At 67.1% G+C, this 16,005-nt stretch carries 15 protein-coding genes; 10 read left to right on the top strand and 5 right to left on the bottom strand.

Annotated elements, in window-relative coordinates; translation table 11 throughout:
- Positions 1 to 863: 863 nt before the first annotated feature.
- Positions 864 to 1,790 (top strand): transcriptional regulator GcvA, encoded by a 927-nt coding sequence (locus tag J8I34_RS29435; protein WP_029048627.1) that lies wholly within the window; start codon positions 864 to 866, stop codon positions 1,788 to 1,790.
- Between the two features lie 65 nt (positions 1,791 to 1,855).
- Here J8I34_RS29435 and J8I34_RS29430 read toward each other — a convergent pair whose 3' ends face one another.
- The 5 genes from J8I34_RS29430 to J8I34_RS29410 form a co-directional block, all read right to left on the bottom strand.
- On the bottom strand, positions 1,856 to 2,266 hold the full coding sequence (locus J8I34_RS29430) for a thioesterase family protein (protein ID WP_035878202.1): 411 nt from the start codon (positions 2,264 to 2,266) through the stop codon (positions 1,856 to 1,858).
- An 85-nt stretch (positions 2,267 to 2,351) separates the two neighbouring features.
- Positions 2,352 to 3,266 carry an amidohydrolase family protein gene (locus tag J8I34_RS29425; protein WP_209776055.1) on the bottom strand — a complete coding sequence of 305 codons (915 nt, stop codon included), beginning with the start codon at positions 3,264 to 3,266 and terminating at the stop codon, positions 2,352 to 2,354.
- A 4-nt stretch (positions 3,267 to 3,270) separates the two neighbouring features.
- Entirely contained in the window at positions 3,271 to 4,251 is a 981-nt protein-coding gene (locus J8I34_RS29420) for a Bug family tripartite tricarboxylate transporter substrate binding protein (protein WP_156914431.1), read from the bottom strand.
- Positions 4,252 to 4,296: 45 nt separating this feature from the next.
- A complete protein-coding gene (locus tag J8I34_RS29415) occupies positions 4,297 to 5,529 on the bottom strand; it encodes a CaiB/BaiF CoA transferase family protein (RefSeq protein ID WP_209807684.1) in 1,233 nt (410 codons plus the stop codon).
- Positions 5,530 to 5,607: 78 nt separating this feature from the next.
- On the bottom strand, positions 5,608 to 6,387 hold the full coding sequence (locus J8I34_RS29410) for an enoyl-CoA hydratase-related protein (protein WP_209807683.1): 780 nt from the start codon (positions 6,385 to 6,387) through the stop codon (positions 5,608 to 5,610).
- Between the two features lie 292 nt (positions 6,388 to 6,679).
- On the opposite strand from J8I34_RS29410, the gene gbd reads away from it, so the two are divergent.
- The 9 genes from gbd to J8I34_RS29365 all read left to right on the top strand — a co-directional run bounded on the left by gbd (position 6,680) and on the right by J8I34_RS29365 (position 15,720).
- The gene (gene gbd / locus J8I34_RS29405) at positions 6,680 to 7,819 is read left to right on the top strand and encodes a 4-hydroxybutyrate dehydrogenase (protein WP_209807682.1); all 1,140 of its coding nucleotides are present in this window, start codon (positions 6,680 to 6,682) and stop codon (positions 7,817 to 7,819) included.
- A gap of 55 nt (positions 7,820 to 7,874) precedes the next feature.
- A complete protein-coding gene (locus J8I34_RS29400; protein ID WP_209807681.1) occupies positions 7,875 to 8,840 on the top strand; it encodes a Bug family tripartite tricarboxylate transporter substrate binding protein in 966 nt (321 codons plus the stop codon).
- A gap of 1 nt (position 8,841) precedes the next feature.
- Positions 8,842 to 10,032: a fumarylacetoacetate hydrolase family protein gene (locus J8I34_RS29395; RefSeq protein ID WP_209807680.1), complete on the top strand. Its 1,191-nt coding sequence runs from the start codon at positions 8,842 to 8,844 to the stop codon at positions 10,030 to 10,032.
- A 75-nt stretch (positions 10,033 to 10,107) separates the two neighbouring features.
- Positions 10,108 to 11,088, top strand: coding sequence for a DctP family TRAP transporter solute-binding subunit (locus J8I34_RS29390; RefSeq protein WP_209807679.1), 981 nt, complete (start codon positions 10,108 to 10,110; stop codon positions 11,086 to 11,088).
- 12 nt (positions 11,089 to 11,100) lie between these two features.
- Positions 11,101 to 12,033, top strand: a complete 933-nt coding sequence (locus J8I34_RS29385) for an amidohydrolase family protein (protein WP_209807678.1) — start codon at positions 11,101 to 11,103, stop codon at positions 12,031 to 12,033.
- Between the two features lie 27 nt (positions 12,034 to 12,060).
- Positions 12,061 to 12,561, top strand: a complete 501-nt coding sequence (locus J8I34_RS29380; RefSeq protein ID WP_022535274.1) for a TRAP transporter small permease — start codon at positions 12,061 to 12,063, stop codon at positions 12,559 to 12,561.
- Positions 12,562 to 12,577: 16 nt separating this feature from the next.
- Positions 12,578 to 13,855: a TRAP transporter large permease gene (locus J8I34_RS29375; RefSeq protein ID WP_209807677.1), complete on the top strand. Its 1,278-nt coding sequence runs from the start codon at positions 12,578 to 12,580 to the stop codon at positions 13,853 to 13,855.
- 25 nt (positions 13,856 to 13,880) lie between these two features.
- Positions 13,881 to 15,038, top strand: a complete 1,158-nt coding sequence (locus tag J8I34_RS29370; RefSeq protein WP_209807676.1) for an alpha-hydroxy acid oxidase — start codon at positions 13,881 to 13,883, stop codon at positions 15,036 to 15,038.
- Between the two features lie 73 nt (positions 15,039 to 15,111).
- Positions 15,112 to 15,720, top strand: a complete 609-nt coding sequence (locus J8I34_RS29365; protein WP_209807675.1) for a PPC domain-containing DNA-binding protein — start codon at positions 15,112 to 15,114, stop codon at positions 15,718 to 15,720.
- The last annotated feature ends 285 nt before the right edge of the window (positions 15,721 to 16,005 follow it).

Below are 16,005 nucleotides of genomic sequence, written 5' to 3'. Positions count from 1 at the left end.
TTCGTGCGATGAAGAAACTGAAGGACGCCGCGATGTAACCGCACCGGTTCACGCGTGCAAAAGAAAAAGCCCCGGAGTCTCGCGATTCCGGGGCTTTTATTTATTCTCTCCGCTACCACTCAGACAAATAATCCAATCTCTACGTACAACCACGCGGCAATCGGCGGGACCAAGCAACCAAACAACCCGAATAGGCAGCGCTTACCGTTGCCTTCCATGGCGGTGAAGAATGCTTCCACGCCGCCCGGCAGGACAAATAGGACTGCGAGACGGTGGCCCTGGACCGGGTCGCGCACCAAGCAAGCTGGACAGGCGCGGAGCGTGTTCGCAGCGCGCGATCCGCGGTCGGTGCAACTCCTAGCCAAAACGCTTGCAGCGCTTCCGCCGACATGCCCATGCTGCCCGTGCGCACCAGGTTGTAACTTGTTCGCGGTTAGGGTGCCCTAGTAGCGGAAGGACCAGCAAGCCGCAGACCTCGCGGTAGAGCGTGCGTTTTTCGGGGAAGCGCGTGAGCAGTTCGGCAATGTCGGGGGCCTTGGCGGCCTGCTCCGCGGCATCGGTCAAATCCCGCTCGTCAATTACGTCGCGAGCCGTTGAGCGGCGATCGCGCAAAGGCGCCAGCGGCGAGGGTCGTATCGTGCACATCGCCATTACCCAGGGCATGATATTCCGGATTGCCCGGTGGTCACCGAAATGGGCAAGATATAGGGCCCACGGATTCCCCTGCACGGGACAGCCTCCTATTCATACGCCATTGCACGGATGCTATTGTGCTGCGGCCTGCCATGAGACAACATGCAGCATGCCGGCAAGGCATCCACAGGAACCGAGTGAAACGTTGCCACTCTGCGATAACCCCCAATATGTCGAGACAGATTCCTCCACTTAACCCGCTGCGGGCCTTCGAAGTGGCCGCCCGGCATCTGAGCTTCACGCGGGCTGCCGAGGAATTGTTCGTCACGCCATCAGCAGTCAGTCACCAGATCAAGGCGTTGGAAGAAAGCCTGGGCGTACAGCTATTCATCCGCGAGGCCAAGGCGCTGGTGTTGACACCGGCTGGCACGGCCTACCTGCCTAGCGTCCAGTTAGCGTTCAAGCAGCTCGCCGATGCCACGCACCGTCTGCACAGCAAGGATCGCCCAGCGCTGAAGGTCAACATGCCGCCCACGTTCGCGGTCAAATGGCTGATCCCGCGCATGGACCGCTTCATGAAGACGCACCCGGATATCGACCTGAAGGTGTCGACGTCGAACCACCGCATCGATTTCGAGCGGGATGATTTCGACATGGCGATCCGCTACGGCCGCGGCGACTATCCCGGACTGCATAGCGAGCTGTGCCTGGCGGTAGAAGTGATCCCGGTCTGCAGCCCTGCACTGCTGCAGGGGCCGAATCCGCTGGAAACGCCATCGGACCTGAAGCACCATACGCTGCTGCACGACGACAGCACGTACACGGACGTCAGCAACCCGGACTGGGCGATGTGGCTGGAGCACGCCGGGGTCACCGATGTCGATGCCAGCCGCGGCCCGTCGTTCTGGCCAAGCCACCTGGTCATCAACGCGGCGCTCGGCGGCCTGGGGGTGGCGCTGGTGAAGAAGAACTGGATCGAGCAGGACCTGGCCGAAGGCCGGCTGGTGCGCCTGTTCGAATCGATCCGGCTGCCGGTGGAGTTTTCTTACTTCGTGGTGTTCCCGAAGGAGCGGCTGGAAGACCGCCGCATCCGCAGCTTTACCGACTGGATCCGCGCGGAAGTGGCGGCGGACCAGCAGCGGCCGGCCCCCGCCTGAGGACAGCGCGGGCGACGCCCGCGTACCGCACAGCCTGCCCCGATCGGCAGGCATGCCGCCCCACGTTATGCCGCGCCCTGCATCGATGCCGTCTTCTTCTGCACGCGTGCACGCAGCCGCTCGATATCGACCACGAAGCGGCGATGCGTGCCGCTGCACACCGTCTCCACCGCATCTTCGGCAGTCACGCCGAACGTGACACTGCGCCCTTCGATGGCGGTCACCTCCGCGCTGATGCGCACTTCCCCGCCAAGCGGCGTGGCCCCGCTGTGCTGCACCGAGACCTCCGCGCCAACCGAGCTTTCACCGTCGTCGAGATAGCCTTGCAGGAAATCCAGGCAGGTCTGCTCGATATCGCGCACCAGTTCAGGCGTGGCGTAGATGCGCAGGCTTTCGCCCAGAAAATCGATGGTGCGCTGGCGGTCGACCGTCAGCGTGCGCGAGCAGGTCGCGCCCGGTTGCAATCCGTTGTTCATCAGGGATTCCTTTGATGTTGCGGACGAAGCCATCCAATGCGGCGCGGTGTGCGCGTGCCGGTGGCGTATCCATGGGTTTGTGTGGCTACAGGCGATAGATGCGCTGGGCGTTGTCGTGCCACAGCGCGCGCTGCTGTTCCGGCGAACAGATAGCGATGGCGGCGCGGAAGCCGGCCACGATGGTGTCGTAGCTGGCCACCAGGCTGTCCACCGGAAAGTTGCTGGCGAACATGCAGCGCTCGGCGCCAAAGATGGCGATGGCGTCGCGAATGACGGGCACGTTGTCGGCCTGCGTCCACGGCTTGCCCGGCAAACCCAGGCCCGAGATCTTCAAGGCGACATTGGGTTGTTCAGCCAGCTCGGCCATCGCGGCGCGCCAGCCGGCCAGCCCCGCCTCGCTGCGATCAGCCGGCAGCCCGGTATGGTTCAGGATCAGCTGGGTGGGAAAATCCCGCGCCAGCGCCGCCGCCTGGTCCAGGTTCCACCACGGCGACTGCAAATCGAAGGACATGCCATGGCGCGCCAGCAAGGCGTAGCCGCGCCGCCAACGCTCGTCGTCCATCGAGCCGGGCAGCCCACGCCGCGCATCGTCCCGCCGGGCAGCGGTGACCGGCTTGTTGCGGATGCCGCGCATCATGGCGTAGGCGGCATGGCCGGCCAGCACTTCCTCGACATCGCCGCGGTCAAGCTGGGCATGACCGACGACTACCGTTGGCCTCCCCGTCCGCGCGGCGAGCTGCGTCAGCCATGCGGTCTCATCGACGGGATTGGCGCGCGCCCACTCTGCCTCGACGTGCACCGTCTTGACGGGCGCGCAACCGGCCGTGTCGCGGGCGAGATCCTCCGGCAGGTAATTCCGGCGCAGCGCCGAGTAGTCGCCATAGCGGAAGTTCGGCACCGCTTCGTCCTGCAGCCACGGATATGGATTGCGGCCGAGGTCCCAGAAATGCTGGTGCGCATCGATAAAGGGCTCGACTGGCGCCGCTTGTTCGTCGCGCATGGGCCTACTCCTTGACGGAGATGCGAGTGGCAAGCTGCTTGAACTGCGCTGACTCCTTCACCATGGCGGCCTGAAGCGTCACGTCGTCGGCATAGGTATCGGTGCTGAAATGCAGCTTCTCCAGCGTCTGGCGCATCACCGGCTCCTGCACGGACTTGGCAATGGCCGCCTTCAGTACTGCGATCACCTCGGGCGGTGTGCCCTTTGGCGCCGAGATGCCGCGCCAGATCCCCATCGACAGGTCGATATTGCGCTCCTTCAGCGTCGGCACATTCTCGAAGCCGCTGACGCGCTTGTCGGCCATTACCGCCAGCACCTTGAGCTTGCCCGCGGCCACGTGCGTGAAGACCTCTGCCGTGCTAACCGTAACTGCATCGATATGTCCGCCCAACAGCGCAAGCGTGGCGGGAGCGCCGCCGGCGTACGGGATATGATTGAACTTCGCGCCGGTCTTGTCGGCCAGCGCGGCGGCAGCCATATGCCACGCCGAGCCCTGCCCCGCATTCCCCACGCGGATGTTGGCTCCCGGCTTGCGCGCATCAGCAACGAACTGCTCGATCGTTGTCCACGGCGCGTCCGCGCGTACTGCCACGGCGGCAGGATCGGCATTCAGGCGCGCGATCGGCACCAGGTCCTGGTAGGTGAACTTGGCCAGTCCGAGGTAGTTCAGGAAGGTCAGCTCGCTGGACGACAGCACCAGCTTGTAGCCGTCCGGCTTGGCGTGGACCACTTCGCCCAACCCCACCGCGCCGGTGGCGCCCGGCTTGTTGATCACCACGATCGGCTGCGGCAGGTGCCTGGCCGCCGCCGCGGACAGCGCGCGCGCCACCACATCGGCGCCGCCGCCGGCCTGCCACGGCACGATCAGTTCGATGCGCCGGCTGGGGTAGGTTTCCGCACTCGCTGCGGCCGTACCGCCCAGCAGCCCTAGCACCACGGCCGCGGGCATCGCCCAGCGCCGCAATTGCGAACGTGACATCTGCATGGTTGTCTCCTGTCTCTTATCGGTATAGATGATCCAGCGGTGCGCTCAGGCGGCGCCGCGTTCCAGTTCTTGCGAGCGCACCGGGGCGCCGAACGCACCCTGCGCACGCAGCCGCACGACGGTGGCCGGATCGAAGCCGAACTCGCCCAGCACTTCGTCGGTATGCTGCCCCAGCAACGGCGCCGGATAGCGCACGCGCTGCGGCGTGCCGCTTAGCTTGACGGGGAATCCCAGCGCCTTGACCCGCCCTTCCACCGGGTGCTCGATCTCCAGCACCATGTCGCGCGCGACCGCCTGTTCGCTGGACAGCGCTTCGTCGTAGGTGAAAATCGGCGCCGCCGGCACGCCGGCCGCGAGCAGCGCGTCGACCCATTCCGCCGCCGGCTTGCGCGCGAATTCTGCCTCAATTTCAGGGATCAGCGCGGCGCGGTTGCGGATGCGCGCCGCATTGTCGGTAAAGCGCGGATCGGCGAGCAGGTCCGGCCGCTCGATCACATCGCACAGCGCAGCCCACAGCTTGGGATTGGCCGCACCGATGACAAAGTGCCGGTCCGCCGCTTGCACCGCCTGGTACGGCGCGCTCATCCGGTTGGCGCTGCCGATCGGCACCGGCACCTCGCCCGTGCCCCAGTACTCCGCCGACTCCCATACCGACAGGCCGAGCGCTGTCTCGAACAACGAGGCATCCACATACTGCCCTTGGCCCGTGTGCTCACGGCCCATCAGCGCGCTGAGGACGCCATAGGCGGTGAACAGGCCCGCCCCCAGGTCGGCGATCGGCACGCTTGCCTTGACCGGCGGCGCGTCCGGATGGCCCATCACGCTCATCACGCCCGACATGGCCTGCGCGATCAGGTCCAGCCCCGGGCGCCGCGACCACGGCCCGGTCTGGCCGAAGCCGGAGATGCTGGCATAGACCAGGCGCGGATTTATCTCGCGCAGCACCGCGTAGTCGATCTTCAGGCGCGCGGCCACGCCGGGCCGGTTGTTCTCCACCAGCACGTCAGCGCCACGCACCAGTTCATAGAACGCTTCCCGCCCGGCGGGGTTCTTCAGGTCGATCTCGACACTGCGCTTGTTTCGGTTCAGCGCCAGGAAGCCGCCACTGTCATCGCCCTTGAGCCGGAAGCCCATCGACTTGCGGGTCTGGTCGCCAGCACCGGGCGTCTCGACCTTGATGACGTCGGCGCCCATGTCGCCCAGCAGCATGCAGCAGAACGGACCCGCCATGATCTGGCTCACGTCCAGGACCTTGATTTTGGATAACGGCAAATTCATGGATACCACCTGAAGTTCGGGCGGCCGCACAGGGGATGGCGCCGCCGCGGTATTGGAAAAAACCAGAGTCGGGTGCTTTCAGCGGCCCACGAACTGCGGCCTGGTCTTGTCGATAAAGGCGCGGTGGCCGATACGGAAGTCCTCGGTGTCGAAGCAGGCATAGGACTCGGCATGCTCTTCCGGACGCAGCGGCTTGGGGTCCAGCAGCCGGCGCACGAACTGCTTGTGCCAGCGCGCCACCAGCGGCGCCCCCGTTGCAATACGGCGTGCCGCCGCATAGGCTTCGTCGGGCACCGCCTCATCCGCCACCACGCGGTTGACGAGGCGCTTTTCCAGGGCCTCCGCGGCATCGAACACCCGTCCCTCCAGCACGATCTCCAGCGCCGTCGCCGGCCCCGCCAGCGCCACCAGCCCGCCCAGCTCGCTATACGACATCACCAGCCCGAGCCGGTTGACCGGCACGCCGAAGCGGCTCGACTTGCCGCAGATGCGCAGGTCGCACATCGAGGCGATTTCCAGCCCGCCGCCAACGCACGCGCCCTGGATCAGCGCGATGGTCGGGTGTCGGCATTCGGCGATGGCGCGCATGGTGGCATTGGTGATCTCGCCGTATTGCTGCGCCTGCGCGGCGTTGGCGCGCATGGTGTCGAACTCGGCGATATCGGCGCCCGCGGCAAAGGCCTTGTCGCCGGCGCCGCGCAGCATCACGCAGCGCAGCGTGTCGTCGGCGGACAGGCTCTGGATGGCCTCGGTCAGGCCCTGCCACATGGACAGGTCCATGGCGTTGAGCTTATCCGGGTTGTTCAGCGTGATGGTGGCGACCTGGGCGTCGCGCTCGATCAGGATCGGTTGTCTCATGGTTGTCGTTGGTTTGGTGGTGGCCCGGCAAGTGCGGGCTGGGTCCGGAATCCGGCTGGTCAGCGCAAGTCTAGGGCCAGCGCCGCGCGCGTCAAAACGAGAAAATCTCAGCGACGCTTCAAGAAAAACTAGGCGCACGGTGCTGTGAGATTTTCTTGGGCTGCCTTCAAGTAAATCCACGTTGTGACTGACGGGGCTTGTTCCTAGACTTCGTCACCAATGCAGCCAGCCGGGCCGCCAGTCAGCATCTCGACAGTCCGGCAGGCCGCGCACCCCACAGCATGGAGACAAGATGGCCCTCATCAACTACATCACCCAGATCCAGATCGACTTCGGCGCCATCGGGCTGCTGGCGCAGGAATGCGAACGCATCGGCATCACGCGCCCGCTGGTGGTCACCGACGCCGGCGTCAAGGCCGCGGGCATCGTTCAGCGCGTGCTGGAACAGCTGCGCCCCGGCTGCGAAGCCGTGATCTACGACGGCACGCCGTCCAATCCAACCGAAGCCGCCATGCGCGACGCCGTACGCCTCTATGGCGAGTACCGTTGCGACGGCATCATCGCGGTGGGGGGCGGCTCGCCGATCGACCTGGCCAAGGGCGTGGCGGTCTGCGCCACGCACGAGGGGCCGCTGCGCCAGTTCGCCGCGATCGAAGGCGGCGTGGCGCGCATCACGGCCGCCACCGCGCCGGTCATCGCCATCCCCACTACCGCCGGCACCGGCAGCGAGGTCGGCCGTGGCGCGGTGCTGATCCTCGACGACGGCCGCAAGGTCGGCGTGCTTTCGCCTTACCTGGTGCCGCGCCTGGCGATCTGCGATCCCGAGCTGACCCTGGGCCTGCCGCCGATGCTGACCGCGGCCACCGGCATGGATGCCATCGCGCATTGCCTGGAGACCTTCATGGCGCCCGCGTTCAATCCGCCCGCCGACGGCATAGCGCTGGATGGCCTGCGCCGCGCGTGGCTGCATATCGAGCGCGCCCGCCTCGATCCGCAGGATCGTGACGCAAGGCTGGCGATGATGAGCGCATCGATGCAGGGCGCGCTGGCGTTCCAGAAGGGTCTGGGCTGCGTGCACAGCCTGAGCCACGCGCTCGGCGGACTGATGCCGACGCTGCACCATGGCACCCTGAACGCGGTGCTGCTGCCGGCGGTGATCCGATTCAACGCGGACGCGCCGTCGATGCAGGCAGACGGCAAGCTGGCCCGCATCGCGCAGGCAATGGGACTACCCGATGCCGACGCCATCGGGCCGGCGATCAGCGACCTGAACCGCCGCCTGGGACTGCCGTCGGGGCTGCGTGAGATGGGCGTGGACCCGGCGCTGTTCCCGCGCGCGATCGACTATGCGCTTGCGGACCACTGCCACAAGACCAACCCGCGCGAGGCCAGCGCCGAAGACTACCTGGCAATGCTGCAGGATTCGCAGTAAGCCAAGCCGGCTTCACGAGCAAAACAGCAAAGCAAAATTACAAAGGAGACCAAGCATGCAACGTCGCACCTTCCTGTGCGCGGGCGCGGCCGCGCTGGCCGCCCCGCTGGCGCGGGCAGCCTCGCCGCTGCCGGCCGGACCGATCCGGATCATCGTGGGCTTCCCGCCCGGCGGCGGCACCGATGTGATGGCCCGCGTGATCGCGCAGCATCTGTCGACGCTGTGGCAGGTGTCGGTGATCGTCGAGAACCGCCCCGGCGCGGCCGGCGTGGTCGCGGCGGAGTACACCGCGCGGCAGGCGGCCGACGGCACCGCGCTGCTGATGACCAATATCAGCAACCACGCCATCGCACCCAGCCTGTATCCCAAGCTCGGCTATTCGGTGGAGAAGGACTTCACGCCGATCATGCTGGTCGGGGTCACGCCCAACCTGCTGATCTGCAACACCAGCGGGCGTGCGCGTTCGGTGGCCGACGTGGTCGCGCTGTGCCGCAGCCAGCCGGGCAAGATCACCTTCGGCTCGTCCGGCGCGGGCGCGGCACAGCATCTGGCGCTGGAGATGTTCAAGCTGCGTGCGGGCGTGGATGCGCTGCACGTGCCCTATCGCGGCTCGGCGCCGATGCTGACGGACCTGATCGGCGGCCAGATCGATTTCAGCTTCGAGACCATGACCTCGGCCACGCCACAGGTCCAGGGCGGCAAGGTGGTGGCGATCGCGCAGACGCGCCCGCGCCGCGCGGCCAGCTATCCCAAGGTGCCGACGCTGGCCGAGTCCGGCTTCCCCGGTTTCGATGCCGGCACGTGGTACGGGCTGGTCGGCCCCTCCGGCCTGCCGGCCCCGATGGTCGAGCGCATGAATGCGGACATGAACAGGGTGCTGGCGATGCCGGATGTCGCCAGCAAGCTGGCCGGCTTCGGCGCCGAGGACGGCGGCGGCACGGCGGCGCGCTTTGCGCAGTTCATCGCAACGGAACGCGTCAAGTGGGCGCGCGTGGTCAAGGACGCCAACGTCAAGGTGTGACATGAATCGACGCATCACGATTGAGGAAACCCTGCCCCGCGACGCGGAGCGCGCCTTGCTGCTCGGGCGTGCCTGGCTGCCTGGCCCGAACGGCGGCCCCGCCACGGTAGTCGTGCGCGGCGCGGAGCTGTTCGACATCAGCACCACCGCGCCCACCATTGCCGGACTGCTCGCGCGGCCAGACTGCGCCGAACGCGTGCGCAATGCCACCGGGCCCTCGCTGGGGCCGCTGCAGGACTGGCTCGACGCGACCTGCGCGCATGGGCCGAACCCGGAGCATCGCCACCTGCTGGCGCCGAACGACCTGCAGGTGGTCAAGGCCGCCGGCGTGACCTTTGCCGCCAGCCTGGTCGAGCGCGTGATCGAGGAGCGGGCACGCGGCGATGCGGCCAGCGCCGCGGCCGTGCGCGAGAGCGTCAGCGCGATCGTCGGCCCGGGCTTTGCGTCGGTGCGCCCGGGTTCCCCCGAAGCCATGCGCATCAAGGAAGTACTGGTCGCGCAGGGGCTGTGGTCGCAATACCTGGAAGTCGGCATCGGCCCGGACGCCGAGATCTTTACCAAGGCCGCGCCACTGTCGTCGGTGGGCACCGGAGTGGATGTCGGCCTGCACCCGCAATCGAGCTGGAACAACCCTGAGCCTGAGGTCGTGCTGGCGGTCTCGCCGCGCGGCGAGATCGTCGGCGCGGCGCTTGGCAATGATGTCAACCTGCGCGACTTCGAAGGCCGCAGCGCGCTGCTGCTGGGCAAGGCCAAGGACAACAACGCGTCGTGCGGCATCGGCCCGTGGATCCGCCTGTGCAATACGCATTTCGGCATCGACGAGATCGCCCGCACTGAGATCGACCTGACCATCGAGGGCGAGGATGGCTTCGTGCTGCACGCCGCCAGCGCCATGACCCGGATCAGCCGCTCGCCGCAGGAGCTGGTGGCGCACGCGATGGGCGCGCACCACCAGTACCCCGACGGCATGATGCTGTTCTGCGGCACGCTGTTCGCGCCGGTGCAGGACCGCGACGCGCCGGGCGCCGGCTTCACCCACCATCCGGGCGACCGCGTCAGCATTTCCGCGGCGCACCTCGGCGGGCTGGTCAACTGGGTCGGCAACAGCAACGAACTGCCGCCGTGGACGTTCGGCATCGGCGCATTGATGGCCAACCTGGCCCGGCGTGGCCTGCTGCATCCCCCTCCCTGATCCTTACTTGCCCCGTACGGGGCAGCACAGAGCCCGGCACACCCGACCGGGCCGCATGACAACCCAGGAGACACCATGAAACACGTTATCCCGCATATCGTGCTGGCGGCGCTATTGTCCGTCGCCGGCATGGCCGCCGCGCAGGCCCCCGTCAAGCTGCGCTTTGCCCATACCGTTCCGGAATCCGATTCGCAGCACCAGGCCGCGCTCGCCTTCAGCAAGAAGGTCAAGGAGCGCACCCAGGGCGGCGTCGAGATCCAGGTTTTCGCCAACAGCCAGCTCGGCAACGACACCACGCTGGTCACGGGCGTGCGCAGCGGCACCATCGACATCGGTGCTACCGGCAATCCCTTTGTCACCGGGCTGGCCCCGCGCCTGAACGTGCTGGACCTGCCCTACCAGTTCGAGGATGGCCCGTCGGCCTACAAGGTACTGGACAGCCCGGTCGGCCGCTCGCTGCTCGACGAGCTGGGCACGCACCGTATCAAGGGCCTGGCCTTCTGGGAGATCGGCTTCCGCAGCCTCGGCAACAACAAGCGGCCGATCAACAAGGCCGAGGATATCCGCGGCCTGAAGATCCGCACCACGCCCAACCCCTCGCATATCAAGGCCTTCCAGCTGCTGGGCGCGAGCCCGCAGCCGATGCCGTTCGCCGAGGTCTTCGGCGCGCTGGAATCCGGCGCGGTCGACGGCCAGGAGAACCCGCCCACGCTGATGGTGTCGTCCAAGATGTACGAGGTGCAGAAGTATGTCTCGATGACGCGCCACGCCTATACCGCACTGGTGGTGCTGATGAACAAGGCGAAATTCGACTCGCTCAAGCCTGAGTACCAGAAGGTGCTGGTGGAGGAAGCCGCGGCCGCTGCCACCTACCAGCGCAAGCTCAATGCCGACAACGAAGCCGCCGCGATTGCCACGTTGCGCGCCAAGGGCGTGCAGGTCAACGAGCATCCCGACAACGCCGGCATCCGCAAGGTAGTGCGCGAGGAAACGCGCCAGCTGTTCGTGCAGAAGAATGGCGACGCCGTGCTGCGCGCCATGGACGCCCAGCGGTAGGAGAACCACGTCATGCCCGCCATGCCCACCGCCATCGTCGATGCCCACCACCACCTGTGGCGGCTCGGCCCGGCGCGCCATCCCTGGCTGCAGGAAGGATACGACCCTGCCGCCTTCTTTCTCGGCGACTACGCCACGCTGCGGCAGGACTTCGACCCGCGAGACTACCTGCGGCAGTGGGACGGCCTGCACCTGGCCGCCAGCGTGCATGTCGAAGCCGAGCGGCACGCCGACGAGTCGGTGGCCGAGACCGCGTGGCTGCATCGGGTCCACGCACGCCACGGCTTTCCCAATGCGGTGGTGGCGCATGGCGATTTCAACAGCGACACGCTGGCCGCACAGCTGCGCGCGCACCAGGCCTTTCCTCTGGTGCGGGGCGTAAGGTGCAAGCCGCGCACCAGCCGCACCGCCGATGGCAGCGTGCGCGGGCAGCCCGGCACGCTGCAGGACCCGCGCTGGCTGGCCGGCCTGCAGCGGCTGGCCGAGCATGGCCTGGCGTGGGACCTGCGCGTGCCGTGGTGGCACCTTGAGGAAGCCGCGGAGGCGATCGCGGCCGTGCCGGGGCTCGCCGTGGTGGTCGAGCACACCGGCCTGCCGTGGGACCGCTCGGAAGCGGGCCTGGCAGGCTGGCGCCGCGGACTTGCGGCGCTGGCCAGCCTGCCCGGCGTGCACCTGAAGCTGTCCGAGTTCGGTTTGCCCGGCACCGGGTGGGACCGCGCCGGCAATGTCGGCGTGATCCGCCACGCGCTGGAGATCTTCGGCTGGCAGCGCTGCATGTTCGCCAGCAACCTGCCCGTCTCCAGCCTGCGCGCGTCGCTGCATGAAATCGTCAATACCGTGGCCGCCGGGCTTGAAGGCCTGCCCGACGCCGCCGCACAAGCGGTGTGGCACGACAACGCCATGCGCTTTTACCGGATCGAGGCGCCCGCAGCCAGCCTGCGCTGACGCCCGTCCAACCAGGAGTTCCCAATCATGAACCGCATTACGCTCCGCCTGGCCCAGGGCGCCATGGTTGCCATGATGGCCACCATGATCGTGCTGGTCTTCGGCAACGTGGTCCTGCGCTACGTCTTCAATTCCGGCATTGCCTTCTCCGAAGAAGCCTCGCGCTTTGTCTTCATGTGGCTGACGCTGACCGGCGCGCTGCTGGTGATGCACGACAAGGCCCACCTGGGCATGTCCACCGTGGTCTCGCGCCTGGGCGAAAACGGCCAGCGCGCCTGCCGCCTGCTCGCCGATGCCGGCGCACTGGGCTGCTGCCTGCTGCTCGCGCACGGCGCCTGGCAACTGGTGACGATCGGCATGGACGACCGTGCCCCCGTCACCGGCGTGCCGCTGGGCGTGGTCTATGCCTGCCTGCTGGTATGCAGCGTCGGCATGGCGGCGATGCTGCTGCACGGGCTGTGGCGGCTGGTCAGCGGCCGCATGCCGCAGCACGAACTGGTGCCGCAGTCCGGCGCCACCGGCGAATAAGCGCAAGGAATCCATCATGACCATCTTTGTCTTTGTTGGCTCGCTGCTGGGCGCGATGTCGCTCGGCATGCCCATCGCCTTTGCGCTGCTCGCTTCCGGTGTCGCGCTGATGCTGCACCTGGGCAATTTCGATACGCAGATCCTCGCGCAGAATATGCTGGAGGGCGTCAACAACTATCCGCTGATGGCGGTGCCGTTCTTCATGCTGGCCGGCGAGCTGATGAACGCCGGCGGGCTGTCGCAACGCATCGTGCGCGTGGCCGACGCGGCGGTCGGGCATGTGCGCGGCGGGCTGGGCTACGTGGCGATCATCGCGGCCACGGTGGTGGCCAGCATCTCCGGCTCGGCCGTGGCCGATACCGCCGCCGTTGCCGCACTGCTGATCCCGATGATGCGCAACGCCGGCTACAACGTGCCGCGCGCCGCGGGGCTGATCGCAGCGGGCGGCATCATCGCGCCGGTGATCCCGCCGTCGATCGCCATCGTCGTGTTCGGCGTGGTCGCGCAGGTGTCGATCACCAAGCTGTTCCTGGCCGGCATCGCGCCCGGCGCCATGATGGCGCTGACGCTTGCCGTGACCTGGCACTTCTGCGCGCGCAAGGAGAAGCTGGCGCCGGTGGAACCGTTCAGTGCGCGCCGCCTCGCCAAGGCCGCGCTCGACGGCGTGTGGGCGCTGGTGCTGCCGGTTGTGATCATCGGCGGCATGAAGATCGGCGCGTTCACGCCGACCGAGGCCGCGGTGGTGGCGGTAGTCTACGCCATCGTAGTCGGCCGCTTTGTCTACGGCGAGCTGAAGCTGCGCGCCCTGCCCGGGCTGATCGTCACCGCGGCCAAGACCTCCAGCACCGTGCTGTTCCTGGTGGCGTGCGCGCTGGTCTCGGCATGGCTGATCACCATCGCCAATATCCCGGCACAGGTGACCGACCTGCTCGAACCCTTCATCGACAACAAGATCCTGCTGATGTTCGTCATCATGATCCTGGTGATCGCGGTCGGCACCGCGCTCGACCTGATGCCGACGGTGCTGATCATGACGCCGATCCTGATGCCCGTGATCACCAAGGCCGGCATCGACCCGGTGTACTTCGGCGTGATGTTCGTGCTCAACAACGCCATCGGCCTGTTGACGCCGCCAGTCGGCACGGTGCTCAACGTGGTGGCCGGCACCTCGCGCTGCAGCCTGGACAGCGTGATCGGCGGGGTCTGGCCCTTCCTGCTGAGCCTGACTGCGCTGATGTTCCTGTTCGTGCTGATCCCGCAGCTGATCCTGGTGCCGGCCGCGTGGCTGCACTGATCCCCTCCTCTACGCCCAACACACCATGTCGTCCATCAACGAGATCGAGGATCTGCGCCGGCTCGCCCGGCGGCGCGTGCCGCGCATGTTCTATGAGTACGCCGATTCGGGATCGTGGACCGAATCTACCTACCGCGCCAACCAGCATGAGTTCGGCCGCATCCTGCTGCGCCAGCGCGTGGCCGTGGATATCGACGAGCGCCGCATTGCCACGCAGATGCTGGGCCAGGAGGTGGCCATGCCGGTGGCAATCGCTCCGACCGGGCTGGCCGGCATGCAGCATGCCGACGGCGAGATCCTGGCCGCCCGCGCAGCGCGCGATTTCGGCGTGCCGTTCACGCTGTCGACCGTCAGCATCTGCTCGATCGAAGACGTGGCCGAGGCCACCGGCGGGCATCCGTTCTGGTTCCAGCTCTACGTGATGCGCGACCGCGCCTTCGTCGAGCGGCTGATGGACCGCGCCCGCGCCGCCGGCTGCCCGGCGCTGGTGCTGACGCTGGACCTGCCGGTCAGCGCGCAGCGCCACAAGGACCTGCGCAACGGCCTGTCGGCACCGCCGCGGCTGACGCCGTGGAACCTGCTCAACATGATGGGCAAGCCGCGCTGGTGCCTGGGCATGCTGAGCACGCGCCGGCGCACCTTCGGCAACATCATCGGGCATGTGCAGGGCGTCGACGACATGAGCTCGCTGGCCGACTGGTCCAGCCGCCAGTACGACCCGACGCTGAACTGGGACGACGTGGCCTGGATCCGCCGCCGCTGGCCCGGCAAGCTGGTGCTCAAGGGCATCCAGGACGTCGCGGATGCGCGCCTGGCGTGCCAGTCTGGAGCGGATGCGCTGATCGTGTCCAACCACGGCGGGCGCCAGCTCGACGGCGCGCCGGCGTCGATCTGCGCGCTGCCCGCCATCGCCGAGGCCGTGGGCGAGCGCATCGAAGTCCATATGGACGGCGGCATCCGCTCCGGGCAGGACGTGCTCAAGGCGGTCGCGCTCGGCGCCAGGGGCGTCTATATCGGCCGCTCGATGCTGTATGGCCTGGGCGCCATGGGCCAGGCCGGCGTGACGCGCGCGCTGGAGATCATCCGCAAGGAGCTGGATCTGACCATGGCCTTCTGCGGCCACACCGACATCCGCGCGGTCGGCAAGGACATCCTGCTGCCGCCATATCCGCCCGCTTCGTAATCCTCGTAATCCTCGTAATCCACGTGTCGTAGCCACAAACCCAACCGCAAACAAACCAGTCAGGAGACAACCAATGATCCTTCGCACAACCCTGCGCGCCCGCCAGGCGCTCGCCATGCTCGCAACCAGCACCGCCTTCGGCGCCGCCGCCCTGGTGCCCGCGCCCGCCTCGGCGCAGCCGGCCCCATCCGCCGAATGCAAGGCGGCGCTGGACGCCCGCGCCCAGAATGCCAACTATCCGCGCGACACCGTGCCGCGCTACATCAAGACCCCCACCGGCTACCTGCTGGTGCTGCGCATGGGCGACAACGTCTTCGAGCAGATCGAAGCCTTTGCAATCTGCGAGAAGGTGCCCAGCGCCAGCCTGTCCGCGATCGGCTTCGCCAATGTCACGTTCGGCTTCTGGGATGCGGGCAAGAAGCAGTTCAACCCGCGCACCTTCCGCAATGTGGAGATGGCTAGCATCGTCGGCAGCCTGGCCTGGAAGGAAGGCAAGCCCTCGATCCATGCGCATGGCGTGGCAGGAGACAGCAGCTTCGATACCTACGGCGGCCATATCCTGTCGATGGAAGTCGGCACGGGTTCGCTGGAAGTGACGGTGACGGCCTATCCGCAGCAACTGGAACGCGGCATTGACCCCAAGATCGGCGCCAACGTGCTGGGATTGCGCGATAACCACTGATGAGACGCGGCGTTGGGACCGCCGAATGCCGGCCGGCCCCAACCGTAGAATGTCCCTTGTTCTTCCTGACCATGCCGCGATTCTCCGAATGAGACCCGCTCCGCCCTGAACCGGACCAGGGCACGGATCTTACGCTGTCAGAACGCCCGGACAGCCCGGCATCGCATTGAACGGCTGGTTGCACCGCCTTTCCGCCGACGGCCAGTGCGTGAAACACACCTTGCTGCGGCCGGCCACTGAGGGCTCCGATCAGCTCGCGCAGGATCGGAAACCTCACGGCAACGC

This window comes from Cupriavidus phytohabitans, assembly GCF_017815025.1.
Lineage (GTDB): Bacteria > Pseudomonadota > Gammaproteobacteria > Burkholderiales > Burkholderiaceae > Cupriavidus.
Note: the sequence above shows the minus strand (reverse complement) of the source record. Positions and strands in the feature narration are given on the sequence as shown.

Coding starts and splice junctions, on each gene's coding strand:
- J8I34_RS29435 (WP_029048627.1), top strand. CDS start 864: ATGTCGAGACAGATTCCTCCACTTAACCCGCTGCGGGCCTTCGAAGTG.
- J8I34_RS29430 (WP_035878202.1), bottom strand. CDS start 2,266: ATGAACAACGGATTGCAACCGGGCGCGACCTGCTCGCGCACGCTGACG.
- J8I34_RS29425 (WP_209776055.1), bottom strand. CDS start 3,266: ATGCGCGACGAACAAGCGGCGCCAGTCGAGCCCTTTATCGATGCGCAC.
- J8I34_RS29420 (WP_156914431.1), bottom strand. CDS start 4,251: ATGCAGATGTCACGTTCGCAATTGCGGCGCTGGGCGATGCCCGCGGCC.
- J8I34_RS29415 (WP_209807684.1), bottom strand. CDS start 5,529: ATGAATTTGCCGTTATCCAAAATCAAGGTCCTGGACGTGAGCCAGATC.
- J8I34_RS29410 (WP_209807683.1), bottom strand. CDS start 6,387: ATGAGACAACCGATCCTGATCGAGCGCGACGCCCAGGTCGCCACCATC.
- gbd (WP_209807682.1), top strand. CDS start 6,680: ATGGCCCTCATCAACTACATCACCCAGATCCAGATCGACTTCGGCGCC.
- J8I34_RS29400 (WP_209807681.1), top strand. CDS start 7,875: ATGCAACGTCGCACCTTCCTGTGCGCGGGCGCGGCCGCGCTGGCCGCC.
- J8I34_RS29395 (WP_209807680.1), top strand. CDS start 8,842: ATGAATCGACGCATCACGATTGAGGAAACCCTGCCCCGCGACGCGGAG.
- J8I34_RS29390 (WP_209807679.1), top strand. CDS start 10,108: ATGAAACACGTTATCCCGCATATCGTGCTGGCGGCGCTATTGTCCGTC.
- J8I34_RS29385 (WP_209807678.1), top strand. CDS start 11,101: ATGCCCGCCATGCCCACCGCCATCGTCGATGCCCACCACCACCTGTGG.
- J8I34_RS29380 (WP_022535274.1), top strand. CDS start 12,061: ATGAACCGCATTACGCTCCGCCTGGCCCAGGGCGCCATGGTTGCCATG.
- J8I34_RS29375 (WP_209807677.1), top strand. CDS start 12,578: ATGACCATCTTTGTCTTTGTTGGCTCGCTGCTGGGCGCGATGTCGCTC.
- J8I34_RS29370 (WP_209807676.1), top strand. CDS start 13,881: ATGTCGTCCATCAACGAGATCGAGGATCTGCGCCGGCTCGCCCGGCGG.
- J8I34_RS29365 (WP_209807675.1), top strand. CDS start 15,112: ATGATCCTTCGCACAACCCTGCGCGCCCGCCAGGCGCTCGCCATGCTC.